General features: G+C 67.9%; 19 protein-coding genes and 1 tRNA gene. 7 read left to right on the top strand and 13 right to left on the bottom strand.

The window, feature by feature from the left end; translation table 11 throughout:
- Nucleotides 1-86: 86 nt before the first annotated feature.
- The 5 genes from ACTJJK_RS12755 to ACTJJK_RS12735 form a co-directional block, all read right to left on the bottom strand.
- Entirely contained in the window at nucleotides 87-1,457 is a 1,371-nt protein-coding gene (locus ACTJJK_RS12755) for a pyridoxal-phosphate dependent enzyme (protein WP_440730379.1), read from the bottom strand.
- A gap of 372 nt (nucleotides 1,458-1,829) precedes the next feature.
- Complete coding sequence (locus tag ACTJJK_RS12750) at nucleotides 1,830-2,045, bottom strand: YdcH family protein (RefSeq protein ID WP_031371506.1); 216 nt, start codon at nucleotides 2,043-2,045, stop codon at nucleotides 1,830-1,832.
- 38 nt (nucleotides 2,046-2,083) lie between these two features.
- Entirely contained in the window at nucleotides 2,084-2,206 is a 123-nt protein-coding gene (locus tag ACTJJK_RS12745; protein WP_255610692.1) for a hypothetical protein, read from the bottom strand.
- Nucleotides 2,207-2,589: 383 nt separating this feature from the next.
- On the bottom strand, nucleotides 2,590-3,219 hold the full coding sequence (locus tag ACTJJK_RS12740) for a hypothetical protein (protein WP_223619681.1): 630 nt from the start codon (nucleotides 3,217-3,219) through the stop codon (nucleotides 2,590-2,592).
- Nucleotides 3,216-3,593, bottom strand: a complete 378-nt coding sequence (locus ACTJJK_RS12735; protein ID WP_036148343.1) for a DUF4398 domain-containing protein — start codon at nucleotides 3,591-3,593, stop codon at nucleotides 3,216-3,218. Before ACTJJK_RS12735 ends, ACTJJK_RS12740 begins: the two co-directional genes overlap by 4 nt.
- A 96-nt stretch (nucleotides 3,594-3,689) precedes the next feature.
- Between ACTJJK_RS12735 and ACTJJK_RS12730 the strand changes: the two genes are divergently transcribed.
- A complete protein-coding gene (locus tag ACTJJK_RS12730) occupies nucleotides 3,690-4,808 on the top strand; it encodes a PilT/PilU family type 4a pilus ATPase (protein ID WP_031371504.1) in 1,119 nt (372 codons plus the stop codon).
- A 97-nt stretch (nucleotides 4,809-4,905) separates the two neighbouring features.
- Here the strand turns inward: ACTJJK_RS12730 and maiA are convergent, their stop codons facing one another.
- The gene (gene maiA, locus ACTJJK_RS12725) at nucleotides 4,906-5,568 is read right to left on the bottom strand and encodes a maleylacetoacetate isomerase (RefSeq protein ID WP_223619680.1); all 663 of its coding nucleotides are present in this window, start codon (nucleotides 5,566-5,568) and stop codon (nucleotides 4,906-4,908) included.
- A 98-nt stretch (nucleotides 5,569-5,666) separates the two neighbouring features.
- Nucleotides 5,667-6,653 (bottom strand): fumarylacetoacetate hydrolase family protein, encoded by a 987-nt coding sequence (locus tag ACTJJK_RS12720; RefSeq protein WP_440730378.1) that lies wholly within the window; start codon nucleotides 6,651-6,653, stop codon nucleotides 5,667-5,669.
- Nucleotides 6,654-7,014: 361 nt separating this feature from the next.
- Here ACTJJK_RS12720 and ACTJJK_RS12715 point away from each other — a divergent pair, with 361 nt between their 5' ends.
- The gene (locus ACTJJK_RS12715) at nucleotides 7,015-8,985 is read left to right on the top strand and encodes a M23 family metallopeptidase (protein ID WP_440730377.1); all 1,971 of its coding nucleotides are present in this window, start codon (nucleotides 7,015-7,017) and stop codon (nucleotides 8,983-8,985) included.
- Nucleotides 8,986-9,182: 197 nt separating this feature from the next.
- Here the strand turns inward: ACTJJK_RS12715 and ACTJJK_RS12710 are convergent, their stop codons facing one another.
- Both ACTJJK_RS12710 and ACTJJK_RS12705 read right to left on the bottom strand, forming a co-directional pair.
- A complete protein-coding gene (locus ACTJJK_RS12710; RefSeq protein WP_440730376.1) occupies nucleotides 9,183-11,969 on the bottom strand; it encodes a tetratricopeptide repeat protein in 2,787 nt (928 codons plus the stop codon).
- A gap of 32 nt (nucleotides 11,970-12,001) precedes the next feature.
- On the bottom strand, nucleotides 12,002-12,553 hold the full coding sequence (locus ACTJJK_RS12705) for an ECF-type sigma factor (RefSeq protein ID WP_031371499.1): 552 nt from the start codon (nucleotides 12,551-12,553) through the stop codon (nucleotides 12,002-12,004).
- Nucleotides 12,554-12,779: 226 nt separating this feature from the next.
- Here ACTJJK_RS12705 and ACTJJK_RS12700 point away from each other — a divergent pair, with 226 nt between their 5' ends.
- Nucleotides 12,780-13,268 (top strand): GNAT family N-acetyltransferase, encoded by a 489-nt coding sequence (locus tag ACTJJK_RS12700; protein WP_440730375.1) that lies wholly within the window; start codon nucleotides 12,780-12,782, stop codon nucleotides 13,266-13,268.
- A gap of 188 nt (nucleotides 13,269-13,456) precedes the next feature.
- Here the strand turns inward: ACTJJK_RS12700 and ACTJJK_RS12695 are convergent.
- The 3 genes from ACTJJK_RS12695 to rplM form a co-directional block, all read right to left on the bottom strand.
- Nucleotides 13,457-13,531: transfer RNA gene (locus ACTJJK_RS12695), tRNA-Gln, on the bottom strand.
- Between the two features lie 45 nt (nucleotides 13,532-13,576).
- Nucleotides 13,577-13,969, bottom strand: a complete 393-nt coding sequence (gene rpsI / locus ACTJJK_RS12690) for a 30S ribosomal protein S9 (protein WP_031371497.1) — start codon at nucleotides 13,967-13,969, stop codon at nucleotides 13,577-13,579.
- Nucleotides 13,970-13,979: 10 nt separating this feature from the next.
- Nucleotides 13,980-14,408 carry a 50S ribosomal protein L13 gene (gene rplM / locus ACTJJK_RS12685; protein WP_031371496.1) on the bottom strand — a complete coding sequence of 143 codons (429 nt, stop codon included), beginning with the start codon at nucleotides 14,406-14,408 and terminating at the stop codon, nucleotides 13,980-13,982.
- A gap of 171 nt (nucleotides 14,409-14,579) precedes the next feature.
- On the opposite strand from rplM, the gene ACTJJK_RS12680 reads away from it, so the two are divergent.
- Entirely contained in the window at nucleotides 14,580-15,752 is a 1,173-nt protein-coding gene (locus ACTJJK_RS12680; protein WP_440730374.1) for a (Fe-S)-binding protein, read from the top strand.
- A gap of 37 nt (nucleotides 15,753-15,789) precedes the next feature.
- A complete protein-coding gene (gene coq7 / locus ACTJJK_RS12675) occupies nucleotides 15,790-16,431 on the top strand; it encodes a 2-polyprenyl-3-methyl-6-methoxy-1,4-benzoquinone monooxygenase (RefSeq protein WP_057916849.1) in 642 nt (213 codons plus the stop codon).
- A gap of 212 nt (nucleotides 16,432-16,643) precedes the next feature.
- Here the strand turns inward: coq7 and speD are convergent, their stop codons facing one another.
- Nucleotides 16,644-17,438: an adenosylmethionine decarboxylase gene (gene speD / locus ACTJJK_RS12670; RefSeq protein WP_031371493.1), complete on the bottom strand. Its 795-nt coding sequence runs from the start codon at nucleotides 17,436-17,438 to the stop codon at nucleotides 16,644-16,646.
- Nucleotides 17,439-17,654: 216 nt separating this feature from the next.
- On the opposite strand from speD, the gene crp reads away from it, so the two are divergent.
- A complete protein-coding gene (gene crp, locus ACTJJK_RS12665) occupies nucleotides 17,655-18,344 on the top strand; it encodes a cAMP-activated global transcriptional regulator CRP (protein ID WP_031371492.1) in 690 nt (229 codons plus the stop codon).
- A gap of 47 nt (nucleotides 18,345-18,391) precedes the next feature.
- Nucleotides 18,392-18,817, top strand: coding sequence for a global regulator CLP-associated N-acetyltransferase (locus ACTJJK_RS12660; RefSeq protein WP_031371491.1), 426 nt, complete (start codon nucleotides 18,392-18,394; stop codon nucleotides 18,815-18,817).
- The last annotated feature ends 72 nt before the right edge of the window (nucleotides 18,818-18,889 follow it).

Here is an 18,889-nt window from a genome sequence, read left to right as displayed (position 1 = left end):
GGCGGCTACGAGTCGCGGCTCGCGCCGCTCCTACCCCTGAAGCCGACGTGGCCTCCGCCCGGCGCGCGGCGGAGGCCCCGCGGCGCTTACTGCACGCGGCGGCGCAGGAAGTTGAGCAGGTCGATGCGGGTGATCAGGCCCAGGAAGCGCTCGCCGTCGACGACGATGGCGACATGGCCGCGGTCGAACACCGGCAGCAGCGATTCGATCGGCTGGCCGACCGGGATCTTGTCGAGTTTGCTGACCATGGCGGTCGAGACCGGGTCGCGGAACCGCGACTCGTCGCCGTACACGTGCAACAAGACGTCGCTCTCATCGACTATCCCGACGATGTGCTCGCCGTCCATGACCGGCAGCTGCGAGACGTCGTACAGCTTCATGCGCTGGTAGGCGGTGACCAGCAGGTCGCCCGGCCCGACCACCACCGTGTCGCGCTGCGAGTACGGGCGCAGGATCAGGTCGCGCAGGTCGCCGTGCTGTTCGCGCTGGATGAAGCCGTTGTCGAGCATCCAGTAGTCGTTGTACATCTTCGACAGGTACTTGTTGCCGGTGTCGCAGACGAACACCAGCACCTTCTTGGGCTCGGTCTGTTCCTGGCAGTACTTCAGCGCCGCCGCCAGCAGGGTGCCGGTCGAGGAACCGCCGAGGATGCCCTCCTTCTCGAGCAGCGAACGCGCGGTCAGGAAGCTTTCCTTGTCGCTGATCGCATAGGCCTTCTTGACCCGGGTGAAGTCGGAGATCGGCGGCAGGAAGTCCTCGCCGATGCCCTCGACCATCCAACTGGCCGACTTGTCCGAGAGGGTGCCGCGGTTGATGTATTCCTCGAGGATCGAGCCGACCGGGTCGGCCAGGACCAGTTCGGTCTTGGGCGAGAGCTTGGCGAAGGCGCGCGACAGGCCGGTCATGGTGCCGGAGCTGCCGCAGCCGAAGACGATGGCGTCGAGGTCGCCGCCCATTTGTTCGAGGATCTCCGGGCCGGTGCCGAACTCGTGCGCGGCCGGGTTGTCGGGGTTGCCGAACTGGTTGATGAAATAGGCGCCCGGGGTCTCGCTGGCGATGCGCTCGGCGAGGTCCTGATAGTAGTCCGGGTGGCCCTTGGCCACGTCCGAACGGGTCAGCACGACCTGCGCGCCCATCGCCTTGAGGTTGAAGATCTTTTCGCGGCTCATCTTGTCGGGCACCACCAGCAGCAGCTTGTAGCCCTTCTGCTGGGCGACCAGGGCCAGGCCGATGCCGGTGTTGCCGGCGGTGCCTTCCACCAGGGTGTCGCCGGGCTTGATCTTGCCGGCCTTCTCGGCCGCTTCGATCATCGACAGGCCGATGCGGTCCTTGATCGAACCGCCGGGGTTCTGCGATTCGAGCTTGAGGTACAGCTCGCAGACGCCGGTGTCGAGGCGCTGGGCTTTGACGATCGGGGTCTGGCCGATGAGTTCGAGTACGGAGGAATGAGTGGCCATGCGAATCCTGTAGGCCGCGACCATGCGGCGGACCCGGCCATTCTAGCGAGGCCTCGGCGGACTGCGCTGCGCTACGGGCGCGTTCGCATCGCGCGAGGGCGCGAGGCGGCGACGCAGACCACGTTTCGCGGCCGGCGAAGCGCCTCGATCCTGCTGCATGAGAGATTCGGCACTGAGAGATTCGGCACTGAGAGATTGGGCACCGAGAGATTCGGTAGCCGCGAGCGGTGGCGACCGACGAGGATGGCCGCCACCGCCCGCGCTAAACCTGGAGCCGTCGGCCGCAGGCGGGCCGGGGTCCATACGATCAACGCCGGGAAACTCCTTCCCGACGGGCGCCGCACCGGCGTCGTAGCGCCGATGCCGCCTGGATCAATGCTGTTGGTCGTACAACTGGATCAAGCGGTCCTTTGCAGCCAGCTTCTCGCGCTTCATCTGCCCCAGGGTGGTGTCGTCGATCGGCAATACGCCGAGCTCGGCGTCCATGACCTTTTTGTCGAGGTCCTTGTGGCGCTGGTAGAGCTGTTTGAATTCCGGATTGCTCTTGATGAGCGCGTCGATTTCAGGCTGCGGTTGTTCTTCGAACATGAAAGCCTCCTTCAGCACGAATGCAAACGCCCCGGCCGTCAGACCAGGGCGTTGCGGGGGACCGTGAGGATCATCAGGCGCGGTGCGGCGTCCACTTCACGCAACCCGGCCGCATGCAGATGTGCGGCGGCGGGGTCCTGCGGAAAGGGCGTATCGGTCATCGGCCTGGCTCTTCGCCAAGCGGTCGGAGAACCGCTTGGGTATTTGACCCTACTCCTGTGCCTGGGATCCGGCAAGGGCGCTCTGCAACCGTTTTCAGGGCCGGGACAGCCGCGGCCACGAGCGCCCAACGCAGAACCAACTCATTGTTTTATCGAATATTTACAGCGAAACCCGAAAACATGAACAGCGGCGCCCCGGGCGCTCACAAAAATCGGCTCTGGGCCCACGCCGTTCGTCGGAAGCGCAGCCGCCCGATACGGCAAGGCGCGGCCCGACAGCAGGCGCCTGCGGCGCGACGGCGAGGACACGGCTTCAAGCCGCCGACCCGGTCTCGCATTGGGCCGAATCAGGCCTGGCTGGGCCAGGCCTAAACCCGGACGGCTTACTTCTTCTTCGGCTTGGGCTTGGATGGCTTCGGCGGGGTCGAGGACTGGCCGAGCAGCTCGGCTTCCTTGCGCGCCAGCTCGGCGTCGCGCTCGCGCGCGGCGCGCAGCTTGGACGCCTGCTGGTTGGCGACGTTGTCGAGCAGGCCTTCGGCCTCCTGGCGCGCCAGGGCTTCCTGGTCGGCGGCCTGGCGCAGGCGCTCGGCCTCCTCGGCCTGGATCTGGGCCTGCACGCGCAGGCGCTCGGCTTCGGCGCGGGCGCGGTCGGCGTCGCGGCGGCTGGCTTCGACCAGCAGCTCGCTGCGCTCGCGATCGAGGCGGTCGACCTCGCGCTGGGCAAGCTGGGTGCGGGTCACGACCTCGGCGGTCTCGACCCGGCGGTCGGCGATGCGCAGGGCCCACTGGCGGTCGCGGCTGCGGGCCTGGCGGACCGCATCGATCGCCTGGCGCGCGCGCAGGCGCTCGAAGGCGCCGTAAGCGGCGGCGTCGGGATGGGCCTCGATCGCGGTCACCCGCTGCGCCAAGCGGGCGACCTCGGGGTCGTCGGCGGGCGCGGCGAAGGCCAGGCCGCAGGCCACGGACAGGGCCGCAAGCGCCGACAGGCGCATAACGCGAAAGCGCGCGCTCATCGGTCGCCTCCCTGCAGGCGATTGCGCAATTCTGCGATCTCGGTCCTGCGCTGGTTGAGTTCGGCCTGGGTCAGGGTCTCGCGGCTGTGGGCGTAGGCCAGGTCGGCCTCGGCCGCGGCAGCCAGCGCCAAACGCCGCGCATCCTCGTCCTTGCCCTGCGACAGCGCGGCCTGGGCCGCGCTCAGCGCGGTGCGCGCGGCATTGAGGTCCTGCGGCGCATATTGGTCGGCGTCGGCGTCGGCCGCGCGCATGACCGCCTGCTGCGCGGAGGACAGTTCTCCGGTCGGCGGAGGCGTGGAGGCGCAGCCGGCCAGCCCGGAAGCGAGAACTGCGGCCAGCAGCGGCAATCGAATTTGTGCGAAGCTTGCGGTCATTGGGGAGCGCCGTACGGAAGGGATGTCGCACGGACATTGTCGGAAGCCGGCAGCGTGCTTGCAACGGCGCGCGCCGTCAACAAGGGGTGTGAATGCATGGACATCGGCTATTTCCTGAAGCTGATGACGGAAAAAAACGCGTCGGATATGTTCCTGACGACTGGCGCGCCGGTGTACATCAAGGTCGAGGGTCGCCTGTACCCGCTCGGCAATACCGGTCTGCCCCCGGGCATGGTCAAGAAGATCGCCTATTCGTTGATGGACGAGGGCCAGGTACCGCTGTTCGAGCGTGACCTGGAGTTGAACATGGCGCTAGCCCTGCCCGACGCCGGCCGTTTCCGCATCAACGTTTTCAAGCAGCGCGGCGAAGTCGGCATGGTCATCCGCGCCATCCGCAGCATCATTCCGAGCATCGAAGAGCTGCAGCTGCCGCAGGTGCTCAAGCAGATCATCATGGCGCCGCGCGGCCTGGTCCTGATCGTCGGTTCGACCGGCTCGGGCAAGTCGACCACGCTGGCCTCGATGATCGACCACCGCAACAGCAATACCGCCGGGCACATCCTCACCATCGAGGATCCGATCGAGTATCTGCACAAGCACAAGAAGTCGATCGTGAACCAGCGCGAGGTCGGCCTGGACACCCACGCCTTCCACAACGCGCTCAAGAACGCGATGCGCGAAGCGCCGGACGTGATCCTGATCGGCGAAATCCTCGACGCCACGACCATGGAGGCGGCGATCGCCTTCGCCGAAACCGGTCACCTGTGCCTGGCGACGCTGCACTCGAACAACGCCGACCAGACCCTGGAGCGCATCCTCAACTTCTTCCCCGAGGCCGCGCACAAGAACGTGTTGATGAACCTCGCCCTGAACCTCAAGGCGGTGGTCTCGCAGCGCCTGGTGATCGGCCTCGACGGACGCCGCCTGCCGGCCGCGGAAATCCTCATCAACACCCCGCACGTGCGCGATCTGATGCGCCGCGGCCAGGTCCACGAGATCAAGCAGGCGATGGAAGAGTCGCTCGAAGAAGGCATGGAGTCGTTCGACCAGTGCCTGTTCCGCCTCTACAAAGAGGGCCGGATCGAGATGGAGGAGGCGCTCAAGGCGGCCGACTCGCGCGACGGCCTGGCGCTGAAGTTCCGCCTGTCCGAAGGCGGCACCGGCGAGCACGACCCCTACGCGGACATGTACGACGCGACCGCCGCGCAGCACTGACGCGGACGCAGCACGCAAGACAAAGCCGGCCGTCGCGAGACGGCCGGCTTTTTTGTGGGACGGGAAACCGCGCGCCGCTCACGCCGCGGCGCCGTGCTCAGCCCGGCGGGCAGTCCGGCTGGTTCTCCGGACGCGCGGCATCGAACTCGGGCAGGGCCAGACAGGCCGCTTCGATCCGCAACAGGGTCGGATAGGCCTCGAGCGGCACGCCGAAGCGGCGCGCGTTGTAGAGCTGCGGCACCAGGCAGCAGTCGGCCAGCCCGGGCAGGTCGCCGACGCAGAAGGTGCCGGTGGCCTCGTCCTCGACCAGCATGGTCTCCAACGCAGCGAAGCCCTCGGAAATCCAGTGTTTGACCCAGCCGTCGCGCTCGGGCTGCGGCACGTTCCAGGTGCCGTCGAGGTACTTCAGTACGCGCAGATTGTTGAGCGGGTGGATTTCGCAGGCGATGGTCTGTGCGATCGCGCGTACCCGATGGCGCTCGCGCGCGGTCGTCGGCAGCAGGTTCGGCCGCGGCCAGGTCTCGTCGAGGTATTCCAGGATCGCGATCGACTGGGTCAGGGTGCGCTGGCCGTGCTGCAGCACCGGCACCAGCCCCTGCGGGTTGAGTTCGCGATAGGCGGCGGCGTGCTGTTCGCCGCCGTCGCGGACCAGGTGGACCGGCACGGTCTCGTAGTCCAGGCCCTTGAGGTTCAGGCCGATGCGCACCCGATACGAGGCGCTGGAACGCCAGTACGAATACAACCGTAATTGTTCGCTCACCCGGATGCGCCTCGCTTGCCTTGCCCGATCGGCAGGACGCAAACCTTACCGGTTGCGCCGTGCCGTCGGACGACCTCTCGTCGTACGCGCCGCTGCCGTCAGGCGGAAGGACGTTCCATGCGCTGTTCGATCGCGCCGAAGATGCTGCGGCCTTCGGCGTCGAGCATCTCGATGCGCACGGTGTCGCCGAACTTCATGAAGGGCGTCGACGGCTTGCCGTGCTCCAAGGTCTCCACGGTGCGCTTCTCGGCGAAGCACGACGCGCCCAGGCTGGTGTCTTCGTTGGCCACGGTGCCGGAGCCGACGATGGTGCCGGCCGACAGCGGCCGGGTCTTGGCGGCGTGGGCCACGAGCTGGGCGAAATTGAACTGCATGTCGATGCCGGCCTCGGGCGCGCCGAACCATGCGCCGTTGATGTGGGTCAGCAGCGGGCGGTGGACCTTGCTGTCGATCCAGGCCGGGCCGAGTTCGTCGGGGGTGACGAACACCGGGCTCAGCGCCGAACGCGGCTTGGACTGCAGGAAACCGAAGCCCTTGGCGAGCTCGTTCGGAATCAGATTGCGCAGGGACACGTCGTTGACCAGGCCGATCAGCTGGATGTGCGCGGCCGCCGCCTCGGGCGTCGCCGCCATGGGCACGTCGTCGGTGACGATCACGACCTCGGCTTCCAGGTCGATGCCGTAGTCCTCGCTGACCACGCGCACCGGGTCGCGCGGGCCGTAGAAACCGGCGCTGACCGCCTGGTACATCAGCGGATCCACGTAGAAGCTTTCCGGCACCTCGGCGCCGCGGGCGCGGCGCACGCGCTCGACGTGCGGCAGGTAAGCGCTGCCGTCGACGAACTCGTAGGCGCGCGGCAAGGGTGCGGCCAGGGCTGCGAAATCGACCTCGAAGGCATCCGCGGCGCGGCCCTCGTTGAGTGCGTCCGACAGGGCGTTGAGGCGCGGCGCGGCGTTCGACCAATCCTCCAGCGCGCGCTGCAGGGTGTCGGCGATGCCGGTGGCGCGCACGGCGCGGGTCAGGTCGCGCGAGACGACGATCAGCGTGCCGTCGCGGCCGCCTTCCTTCAGGGATCCGAGTTTCATCCAGGCCTCGATGTCGATGCAGGGCGCCGCAGCGCGATGGTTTCAATTGTAACCACTCGCGCGCCGGTAATCACCGGCCGGCGGCGGCCGGGCCCATTCGGGCCGACCGGATCGCCTGTCGCGAGGGGCGCGCCCCGGGGGCAGCGGGCGCCGTTTCGAGCCCCGGCAGCCTACCCCGAAAAAAAGTTTCGCGGCCGTGATGGGTCCGGCCGCCCTTTGCCGGTTTGTTGAGTTAAGCGCGGCGTGGTCACGCCCGGGTTCGCCGGGGCAGGCCCAGCCAGGTCAACGATCCAAGGATCGGGTTGAGGGCACGTCCCTCTGCGACCGCGTGATTCCTCAATCATGCCTTCGGAGTTCCATCATGAAATCGCAATCCGCTCTCGTCCTGCGCGCCCTGCCCGCCGCCCTCGCCCTGTGGTTCGGGGCCAGCGCCGGCGTCCACGCCCAGGCCCTTACCATCGACGTGGTCAATCCGATCAAGGACGGCCGGGTCGTGTTCGAAGCGATCGGCCCGGCCCAGGTCGGCAGCGCCAAGCAAGGCCGCGTGTCCCTGCGCATGGGCATCCGCAACGACGGTGCCGTGCCGCTGTCGATCACCAAGGTCGAGATCCTCGACCAGCTCGCATCGAACTTCCTCGCCCCGGTGCAGATCGACCCGGGCAAGAGTTACGCCTTCCAGAACTGCAAGTGCAACTACTTCAATCCCGACCCGGACGCTCCGAAGGTGCCGTCGTCCTACCCGATCGTGATCACCGCGCCCTATCCGAGCACGGTCAAGATCGCGGTCTACGTGCAGGGCTACCGCAACCCGGTCATCAAGAACCTGTCGTTCGCGCCCGCCACCAACGACAACGGCCCGCTGCGCTACCCGGGCAAGGTCACCGACCTGCGCGCCAACGAAGCCTGGCAGACCTCGAGCAATCACCCCGGTGACAGCCAGTCCTTCGGCCTCGACACCAGCGTGACCGGTTGGACCGGCACCACCTGGGACGCCAAGCGTCCGGGCGCCGACCCGAACAAAGCCGAAGGCCAGCGCGCCTATGGCCTGCCGCTGTACGCGATGGCTGACGGCATCGTCTGCAGCGCGCTCAACGATTTGCCGGAATGGAAGAACTACCCGCGCGTCAGCAAGGAGATCGAACCCGAGCCGATCGCGCCGAGCACCGGCCAGTACTCGGCCGGCGGCAACTTCCTCAAGGTCAAGAGCGGCGACGAGATCGCCTTGTACGCGCACATGCAACCCGGCTCGATCCCGGCCGAACTGCTGGTGCCGGGCGCGACCATCAAGCAAGGCCAGTACCTCGGCAAGGTCGGTTACTCCGGCAAATCCAGCGGCCCGCACGTGCACGTCCACGTCACCCAGGAAAGCACCAGCACGCCCTGCGACGGCAACGACCTGCGTCCGCGCCCGATGACCTTCGCCCAGATCCAGAGCCTGACCTGGGGCGAAGCCAAGGCCATGGCCGGCGCCAACAGCATGGACCCGACCGATTGGACCCCGCTGAGCAACCACTCCGCGCCGCATCCCTACAGCCTGGTCTATCCCTCCAGCACGGCCTATCCCTTCGATGCCGCCGAGACCGACGCCAAGACCTTCCTCGGCGTGTGGAAGGCCAGCAGCGAGATCGAGCTGCGGGTCAATCGTCCTAGCTGGACCGCGTTCACCCAGAAGTGGTCGGAGTTGTCGGCCGACGGTTTCCGCCTCGAACAGGTCGAGAACTACGTCGAGAACGGCGACCGCCACTTCGTCGGCGTGTACAAGCGCGGCAGCGGCGCCGGCGCGCTGTACAACTTCGACAATTGGGACGATTTCACCGCCAAGTGGAAGGAGCTGTCCGACGACGGCCAGCGCCTGCTCGACCTCACCACCTACCTCAGCGGCGGTAAGCGCCACTACGTCGGCGTGTTCCGCGCCGGCAACGGCAACGCCGGCCTTTGGAGCCACACCGGCTTCGCCGCCTTCGCCAATCAGCGCGAGATCGCCAAGGGCCTGGGCCTGCGCCTGATCGACATGGAGAGCTTCGACATCGGCAACGGCCAGCGCCAGTTCATCGGCGTGTACCGCGAAGGCACCGACAACCACGCCCTGTGGCGCTCGAACAGCTGGGCCGCGTTCACCGGCAAGTGGGACGAGCTCAGCGACAACGGCCTGCGCCTGATCGACGTCGACAGCTTCGTCGAAGACGGCGTGCGCAACTATGTCGGCGTGTTCCGCGCCGGCACCGGCGGCTATGCGCTGGAAGCGGTCAAGAGCTATCAGACGCTGTATCAGTCGGCCGAGAAGTACGCGACCAAGGGCCTGCGCCTGGTCGACGTGCAAGCGGTCGAATGATCGGCCCCGACCGCATCGGCGAAATATCGCCGGCGTAACGTTCCTTGCCGTAGCGAACCGACACGCCGCCTTCGGGCGGCGTGTTTTTTGGCGAAGGATCGATGCGTCAGCGATGGCTCGGCGATGCGCGCAGAGCGGGTCGCCGCTTGCGCCGCTCCGCCCCTGAGAATGGCACAAGCCGCGAACCGGCAGGCCGCCTAGCGCGCCGCCACCTGCACCGGCGGCGCGCCCTGCTTCACCGACTGCAGGCGCCGCAACAACGCCGACTCGCTGTACATCTCGCGCCGCAGCACCGCCTCGGCGAGTTGCACCTGCGCCGCCGCGCCGCGCGCATCGCCGCGCGCGAGCAGGACCTCGGCATAGGGCACGCGCAACCGCGCGGTCTTGACCTGCTGCGCACCGTAGGCGGCGCGACTGTCTTCGATCGCCTTGGCCCAGCCCCGCTCGGCTTCGTCCCACTGCCCGCGGCGTTGCGCGAGCTCGGCTTGCAAGCTGGGAATCCGCGCCAGCATGAAGGCGTTGTACTCGCCGCGGCTGAGGTCGATCGCCGTCAACTCGGCCTGCGCCTCGTCGAGGCGGTCGCGGCTCAACAGCCATTCGACCCGGGTCAGCGCCACCATCAGCAGCCCGGCATGGTCCTCGCCATAACGACGGCGCCAAACCGAGGCGCTGCGCTCGACCAGCGACCGCGCCTCTTCGTTGCGGCCGCCGCGTGCGAGCACCAGGCCGAGACCGTTCTCGGTGCGCAACACCCGGCGCTCGTCCGGCGCCAGGTGCTCGCGACGGATCGACAAGGCCTGGCGCAGGCGGCGCTCGGACTCGGCCAGGTCGCCGCGCTCCAGCGACAGGGCCGCGTAGTTGTTGAGGATGCGGGCGTAATCGAGGCTGCGCTCGCCGGCGACCACGGCCATGATCTCCAGCGCGGCCCGATAGTGTTCCCCTGCCTGGCGATAATCGCCAAGGTCCTGGGTGGCGTTGGCCAGGTCGACATGGATGTTGGCGACCATGTCGCTCTGCTCGCCGTACAGGTCGCGCGCCAGGCTCAGATTCTCGACCAGTTCGCGGCGGGTTTCCGCGACCCGCCCGAGGCCGAACAACGTGCTCGCTAGACCGAACTGGTTGAGCTGGGTCGCGACCGGGTCGCTGCCGGTCTCGCGGTTGATCTCCAGCGCATCGCGATAAGTCTGCTCGGCGCGCTTGAGTTCGCCGCGGCGCCGGTACAGCTGGGCAAGGCGGGCGAGCATCGCCGCGCGTTCGTCGGGCGACTGGCGCAGGCCGCGTTCGCTGCGCAGTTGCTGCGAGCGCTCGAAGCTGCGTTCGGCCTGCGCGTACCGGCTGTCGGCGACCTGGGCCAGGCCGAGCGTGTCGTAGGCATCGGCGAGGCCGCGCGGGTCGCCGTCGCGCTCGCGCAGGGCCAGCGAACGGCGGGCGGCGGCGACGGCCTGGGCGCCGTACTGGCGGTCGCTGAGCGAACGCGACAGATCGGCGAGCGCTTGTGCGGCCTGGTCGGGCCGGTCCACCGCCGGGTCGAGGAACTCGCGAGCGGCCTGGTCGAGCAGCGCCTCGGCGCGCTGCGGCTGGCCGAGGTTGCGATAGGCACGACCGAGCACCGCGCGCAGGCGGGCGCGGATCGCCGGGGTGTCGTCGAGCCCTTGTTCGATGCGCGCGGCGGAGGCGTCCAACACCTGTCGCGCACTCAAGTCCTGTCCGGCCTGCGCCCCGCGCATGCGCGGGTCGGCGGCGTCGAAAGCCGAGACCAGGAAATCGCTGACCTGGCGTGCGACCGAGGCCTCGCGCTCGGCGCGCGCGCGCTCGGCGGTGACCCGCCAGACGAAGCCGCCGGCCAGCGCGAGCACCAGCGCCGCCGCCGCGGTCTCGCGCCAATGCCGGCGCAGATAACGGCCGAAGCGGTAGCCCAGCGTCGGCGTGCGCGCCGACACCGGACGCCAGGCGAGATGACGCCCGATGTCCTGGGACAAGGCTTCGACCGAGGAATAGCGCTGCCGCGGATCGAGCGCACAGGCGCAGGCGGCGATCGCATCCAGGTCGCCGCGCAGGCGCTCGCGCCAGGCGCAGTCGGGCCCGGCCCATTCGCTCGGCAGCGGCACCGCGACGTCGCGATCGCCCAACCCGCGTTCGACCGAACGGCAAGCCAGCAATTCGGTCAGCAACACGCCGAGCGCGAACACGTCGCTGACCACGCTGACCCGCGCGCCGCCGAGCAATTCCGGGCTCGCATACGCCGGGGTGCAGAAGCTACCGTAGCAGGCGTTGTCGTCGCCGGCCTGGTGATCGAGCACCTGGGCGATGCCGAAATCGAGCAGTACCGGCTCGCCGTCGTCCTGCACCATCACGTTGCCGGGCTTGAGGTCGCAATGCACGATCAGGCGCTGGTGCGCGCTCTGCACCGCCGCGCAGATGCGCTGGAACAACTGCAGGCGCTGCAGCAGGTCAGGCTGGCGCTGCTCGCAGTATTCGTCGAGATCGCGGCCGAGCACGTACTCCATGACCAGGTACGGCTGCCCGCTCGGCGTGGTGCCGCCGTCGTAGAGGCGGGCGATGTTGGGGTGCTGCAGCTCGGCCAGCAGTTGCCGCTCCACCGCCAGGCGACGGGCGAATTCGGCCTGGTTGAAGCCGCTGCCGCGCAGCAATTTGATCGCCACCTGTTGGCGGAACAAGCCGTCGGCGCGCTCGGCCACAAACACCGTGCCCATGCCGCCGCTCGCCACGCGCTCGATCAGGACCCAGGCGCCGAGGCGGTCGCCGGCCTGCAGTTCGCTGTCGGGCAGGCCCGCGACCAGATCGTTCAGCGGTTGCACGACGCGATCGAACTGCCCGGTCTGCGCACCGAGCAACTCCATGACCTCGGCGATCAGCGCCGGATCGTCGCTGATCGCGTGCAGTTCCTCCAACCAACGCTCGGCCGGCAGGTCGCATACCGCATCGAACAATCGGCGCAGGTCGTGCCAGCGCTGGGTTTCCATGTCGCCTCCTGTCGCGTCGGATCGCCGCTCGCTCAGCCCAACTGCTGTCCCAGCCAGGCCCGGGCGAAACGCAGGTCGCGTTCGACGGTCGGCACCGAGACTTCCAGCACGCAGGCGATCTCACTGTGCTCCATGCCGCCGAAGTAGGCCATCTCGACCGCCCGCGCCGAACGTTGATCGCGCTCGGCCAGGCGTTCGAGGGCATCGTGCAGAGCCAGCACGTCGAAGCCGACGGTCTGCCCGCCGTGCAGGTCGGCGTGCGACAAGGTCAGCATCACCGGCCGCGCGCCGCGCTTCGCCGCCGCTTGCGCACGCGCCTGATCGACCAACACCGCACGCATCTTCAGGGCCGCGAGCGCATAGAAGTGAGCGCGGTCCTGCCAATCGACCTCGCCGCCTATCAGGCGGATCAGGGCTTCGTTGACGAGCGAGGTGGGCTGCAGGGTGCGCTGACCGTTGCGCGCGCCCAGGCGCACCGCCGCCATGCCGCGCAAGGTGTCGTAGACCAGTGCGAACAAGCGGTCGCGCGAAGCGACGTCGCCGCCGCGCCAGTCATGCAGTAACCGAGTCAGATCCTCGCTCATGCGCGCTCTCCAACGCCGCTGCGCGGCCCCTGCGCCGCGGATGGTAGCCGAGTAGCGCGAACCGCGGAGACCAGGCGGTCACAGCTGCGATCAGTCGCGACGGCCGGTAGCGTACGGCAGCGCCTGCGCTGCGGCGGGTTCGCGCACAGGCTGTGCCCGCCATCGGCCACGATTACGCCGGCACCGGCGCTACAGTGTCGCGCTGCGCCCCTTACGCCCGGACGCCATGCCGACGACCCGCACCATCGATGCCAACGACCGCGAACGCATCCGCGCCTTCCTCGACCTGCGCTGGGGCGGCCCGACGATCATGCTCGACGGCCGCGCGATCGACGCCACCGCCCTGCCAGGCTTCATCGCCGTGGATGCGGACGGCGCCATCGTCGGCCTGGTGACCTTGCTCGACGACACGGTCCAGTCGGAGCTCGTCACCCTCGACGCGGTGCGGGCCCAGGCCGGCCTCGGCACCCGCCTGGTCGAACTCGCGGTCGGGCGTGCACGCGCACTGGGCCTGAGCCGGCTGCTGACCCGCACCACCAACGACAACCTCGATGCACTGCGTTTCTACCAGCGCCGCGGCTTCCGCCTGCACCGGCTCGTCGCCGGCGCCATCGATCTGGAACGCGAGGCCGACCCGGCCATCCCGTTGCTGGGGCGGCACGGCATCCCGCTGCGCGATGAGATCAGCCTGATCAGGAGCTTGGGCGCGTACTGAAGGCAGGCATGGCGAAGATGCTTCAGCGGGGCGGCGCGAGTCGCAGAAACAAGAAACCCGCCTGATGGCGGGCTCACCCCACAAAACAAGAAACCTGCCTTGCGGCGGGCTCATATAACAAGAAACCCGCCTTGCGGCGGGTTTCAGGTCGCCGATTCGAGCCGTTGAGCTGGAATCGGGCTTGGGTATGGCAGCCCCGGATGGATTCGAACCACCGAATGCCTGAGTCAGAGTCAGGTGCCTTACCGCTTGGCGACGGGGCTATAAAACCGATATTAACGCAAAAACGCGACGCGAAAAAAGAACTATTAGCGCTTCGAGAACTGCGTTGCGCGGCGAGCCTTGTGCAGACCGACCTTCTTACGCTCGACTTCACGGGCGTCGCGGGTCATGAAGCCTGCCTTACGCAGTTCGCCCTTCAGGGTTTCGTCGTACTCGACCAGTGCGCGGGCGATGCCGAGACGGATCGCGCCGGCCTGACCGGTGATGCCGCCGCCGGCGACCGTCACGTTGACGTCGAACTTGTCGGTCGACTGGGTCAGCTCGAGCGGCTGGCGGACGATCATGCGCGCGGTTTCGCGGCCGAAGAATTCTTCGATCGTACGCTGATTGATGGTGATCTTGCCGTCGCCCTTGCGCAGGAACACGCGAGCGGTGGAAGACTTGCGGCGGCCGGTGCCGTAATTCTGCTGGATAGCCATGGTCTTTACCTTAGATGTCGAGCGGCTGCGGCTGCTGGGCGGTATGCGGATGCTCGGAGCCCTTGTAGACCTTGAGCTTGCGATACATGGCGCGGCCGAGCGGATTCTTCGGCAGCATGCCCTTGACACCGATCTCGATGACGCGTTCCGGGTGGCGCTCGAGCGCCTGGCCCAGCGTCTCGCTCTTCAGGTTGCCGACGTAACCGGTGAACCGGTAGTACATCTTGTCCTGCAGCTTATTGCCGGTGACGGCGATCTTCTCGGCGTTGATCACCACCAGGTAATCGCCGGTATCGACGTGAGGGGTATAGACGGGCTTGTGCTTGCCGCGCAGGCGACGCGCGAGTTCGGAGCACAAACGGCCGAGCGTTTTGCCCGACGCGTCGACGACGTACCAGTCGCGCTGGACGGTCTCGTTCTTGGCGGTAAAAGTCTTCATGACAACTCTTTATGTGGGCACAGTGGTCGGGCTGGTTCCGCCGTTTCCCGGTGCGGGAAGGGCGTCGGAACGTCGCCTCGCGTTGTGATTGCGGAACGAAAGAGGCGGAATGATAGCGGGCCGCCCGGGATCGTGCAAGCCTGGGTTTTGCCCGTGCTAGCATCGATGGTCATGCCGCACGACCGTCGCCCGCCCTCCGCCGACCCCCTGGTGGCTCTGGCCGACCGCTGCGTGCAATGCGGGCTGTGCCTGCCCTCCTGCCCCACTTACGGCCGCGACCGGCTCGAAGCCGAGTCGCCGCGCGGCCGGATTGCCCTGGCCCGGGCCTGGGCCCTGGACAGCATCGTCCCGACCCCGACCTCGGACGCTCATCTCGACCACTGCCTGGGCTGCCGCAGTTGCGAGTCGGTGTGCCCAGCCGGCGTGGAGTATGGCCGATTGCTGGTCCTGGCCCGCACCCGCCAACGCGATCGCCGGCCGCCGGCCTGGCGCCAACGGCTGATCGAAGGCCTGGCGGCGCGGCCGCGCTGGCTGGCGGCGGCGCTGTCCCTGTACCGGATCGGCCACCCCTGGCTGCCCGAGGCCTGGCGCTCGTTGCCGCGCCCGCCACGACGGCTGCCGATGCCCGCAACACGCCTCCAGACGGCCGGACAGGCCCGCGCCGGACTGTTCGTGGGCTGTGTGGCCGGTGCCTACGAAAGCGCCGTGCGCGCCGCCACGGTGCGGCTGTGCGCCTCGCTCGGCGTCGCACTCGACCCGGTCGCCGGCCAAGGCTGTTGCGGCGCCCTGCACGAGCACGCCGGCAACGCCGCCGCGGCCCAGGACCTGGCCCAGGCCAACCGCAGCGCCTTCACGGCCCACGCCACCGTCCTCAGCCTGGCCAGCGGCTGCCACACCGCACTGGCGCATGCGCTCGCGCCGCAGACCCAAGTGGTCGACGCCATCGCCTATCTCGATCAGGCCGGCGCCGGCCTGCGCTTCCGCACCTCCCATCAGCGCATCGCCGTGCACCTGCCCTGCACCCAGCGCAACGTGGTCAAGTCGGTCCCGGCCTTGCGGCGCTTGTTGGCGCGGGTGCCCGGACTGCAGGTGGTCGAACTCGACGCCGGCTACGGCTGCTGCGGCGCTGCCGGCAGCCAGATGCTGACCGACCCGGCGCGTGCGGCCGAATACCGCGCTCCACTGCTCGAACAATTGGCGCACAGCGGCGCCAGCGTGCTGCTCAGCGCCAACATCGGCTGCCGCCTGCACCTGGGCGGCGGCACCGCGATCCCGGTCCAGCACCCGCTCGAATTCCTGGCCGGCCTGCTCGACGACGGCGCGGCCGGGCCGGCAGCCGATTAACCGACTTCTACGCCGGCCTCGCCTTAGAATCGGCGTCATGACGACCCGCGAACTCAGCCCCCTGGACCGCGTGCTCAGCGAAGCACAGCGCGCGCTCGATACCGTATTCGGCGCCCCGGGCGCCGAACGCCCCAACCCCGCCGGCAACACCGCCGAACTGGTGCTCGAACCCGACGAGCGCCGCCATTCGGCTGGCCTGATGCGGATCAACCACGTCGGCGAGGTCTGCGCCCAGGCCCTGTACTGCGGCCAGGCCGCGGTCGCCCGCGACGAATCCACCCGCGGCCACCTGCTCGAAGCCGCCCAGGAAGAGACCGACCACCTGGCCTGGTGCGCCGACCGCCTGCGCGAACTCGACAGCCGCCCGAGCCTGCTGAACCCGTTGTGGTACGCCGGCAGCTTCGCCATCGGCGCCCTCGCCGGGCTGCGCGGCGACGGTTGGAACCTGGGCTTCGTGGTCGAGACCGAACGCCAGGTCGAGGCCCATATCGACGAGCACCTGCAGTCCCTGCCCGAAGGCGACCAGCGCAGCCGGGCGATCCTGCGGACCATGAAGGCCGACGAGGCGCGCCACGCCGAGAACGCCGAGGCCGCCGGCGCGCGCATCCTGCCGATGCCGGTGCCGGCCCTGATGGCGGCGGCGTCCAAGCTGATGAAGGCCGTGGCTTACCGGGTCTGAGTCGCCCTGGCGACGCCCCCGGACCTCTATGCCCTCACCCCGGCCTTCTCCCGTGAGCGGGAGAGGGGAGACGCGCCCCTGGCTGCAAAGCTTTGAGCCCCCTCTCCCGTTCACGGGAGAGGGAGACAAGCGGCACCGGTTCGGGGGCCGCGCCCGCCCAGCAACGAAAAAGGCCGGCTTTCGCCGGCCTTTTCGCATGCATCGCGCAGGGCTCAATCGACCAGGTTGCGGCCGTGGTAGAGCTCTTCGATCTCGCGGCGCAGGCGCGCCTCGATCTTCATGCGCTCCTTGAACGAGAGGTTCTTGGCCTTTTCCTCAAACAGGTAGGTGTCGAGGTCGAATTCCTTCAGGTGCATCTTCGTGTGGAAGATATTTTCCTGGTAGACGTTGACGTCGATCATCTCGTAGCGCGACTTGATGTTCTTCGCCAGGTAGTCCTGGATCGAGTTGATCTTGTGGTCGATGTAGTGCTTCTTGCCCTTGATGTCGCGGGTGAAGCCGCGCACCCGGTAGTCCATCACCACGATGTCGGACTGGAAGCTTTCGATCAGGTAATTCAAGGCCTTAAGCGGCGAAATCACGCCGCAGGTGGCCACGTCGATATCGGCCCGGAAGGTCGCGATGCCGCTGTCCGGGTGGGTCTCGGGATAGGTGTGGACGGTGATGTGGGACTTGTCCATGTGGGCGACCACGGCGTCGGAGATGATCTCCTTGCCGGCCGCCTTCTTGTCGATCACCGGTTCCTCGGAGATCAGAATCGTCACCGAGGCGCCCTGGGGGTCGTAGTCCTGGCGGGCGATATTGAGGATGTTGGCGCCGATGATTTCCGCCACATCCGTGAGGATCTGGGTGAGGCGGTCGGCGTTGTACGCCTCGTCGATGTATTCGATATAGCGCCCGCGCTCGTCTTCCGAGGCGGCAAAGCAAACATCGTAGATATTGAACGAGAGGGCCTTGGTGAGGTTGTTAAAACCCTGCAACCGCAGGCGCGGCAACGGCTTGACCACTGTAGGAATATCCGGACGGACGGCGAGGGCCGCGATTATGAGGCAATTGGCCCCGGGGGGAAACGCAGCTAGGTTTTGGACTGCGTCGATTACAAAAGCGTGACCGTCTCTGCGCTTCCATCATCGCTCTCTATCGGACCGGGAGTTTCAGCGGCAGGATTTGCTCATGCGGCCGTATCGCCCTAAGCTCGGCCGAAAGCCAAAAGCCCATTCCCAATGTCCGCCAACCCGGTAGCCCCCTTGACTGCATTACGCAGAACCAATAGCCCGTTGTTGCCGGACGGCGCAACGATCGAACGCTTCCTGGCCCATTGCCACCGTCGTCGTTACCCGTCCCGCACGGACGTGTTTCGCCCCGGGGATCCGGCCAGCACGCTGTATTACGTCGTCTCAGGCTCGGTGAGCATCATCACCGAGGAAGAGGACGGCCGTGAACTGGTCCTGGGCTATTTCGGCCCCGGCGAGTTCGTCGGCGAGCTCGGCCTGTTCATCGAGAGCGACCATCGCGAGGTGATCCTGCGAACGCGCAGCACCTGCGAACTGGCCGAAATCGGACACGAGCGCCTCTACGACCTGCTGCTGACCCGGCTCTCGCTGGACGCGCCCAAGCTGCTGTATGCGATCGGCGCGCAGATTTCCCGGCGCCTGCTCGACACCAGCCGCAAGGCCGGCCGCCTGGCCTTCCTCGACGTCACCGACCGCATCGTCCGTGCCCTGCACGACCTTGCCAAGGAACCCGAGGCCATGAGCCATCCGCAGGGCACCCAGCTGCGGGTGTCGCGCCAGGAGCTTTCGCGCCTGGTCGGCTGCTCCCGCGAGATGGCCGGTCGCGTGCTCAAGAAGCTGCAGGCCGACGGCAAGCTGCACGCCCGAGGCAAGACCGTCGTCCTCTACGGGACCCGTTAAGGGCCCCGGTGGGACGCATCGCGCCCTCCTCCGGGACCGCACCGACGGTGCGGCTCGCGGAGCTGGGCGATGCCAGCGACGTCGCCGAGCTGCTCAGCCAGCTCGGCTATCCCTGTACCCGCGATGAGGCCATCGAGCGCATCGCCGTGCTGCGCGAAGACCCACGCCACGACCTGTTGTTGGCCGAACTCGACGGCCACGCCTGTGGCCTGATCGCCAGCCATACCCGCTATTCGCTGACCCGCGGCAACCTGCTGACCCGCATCACCGCCCTGGTGGTGGCCACGTCCTGCTATCGCCAGGGTATCGGCCGCCTGCTGCTGCGCGAGGTCGAGCGCCGCGCCCGCCGCGACGGGGTCGGCCGGGTCGAGGTCGCCAGCAACATCCGCCGCACCGACGCCCACGACTTCTACCGCGCCTGCGGCTATTCCGACGGCTCGTCGGTCAAGTTCGTGAAGACGCTGGGCGATTGAGGGGACGGGCTGCGGCCTCGGCGTATTCATCCCCAGATCGAAACCGCGCAGCATTCGGCTGGATGGTGGTCG

The sequence above is a fragment of the Lysobacter sp. 22409 genome (assembly GCF_052045105.1).
GTDB lineage: Bacteria > Pseudomonadota > Gammaproteobacteria > Xanthomonadales > Xanthomonadaceae > Lysobacter > Lysobacter antibioticus_B.
Note: the sequence above shows the minus strand (reverse complement) of the source record. Positions and strands in the feature narration are given on the sequence as shown.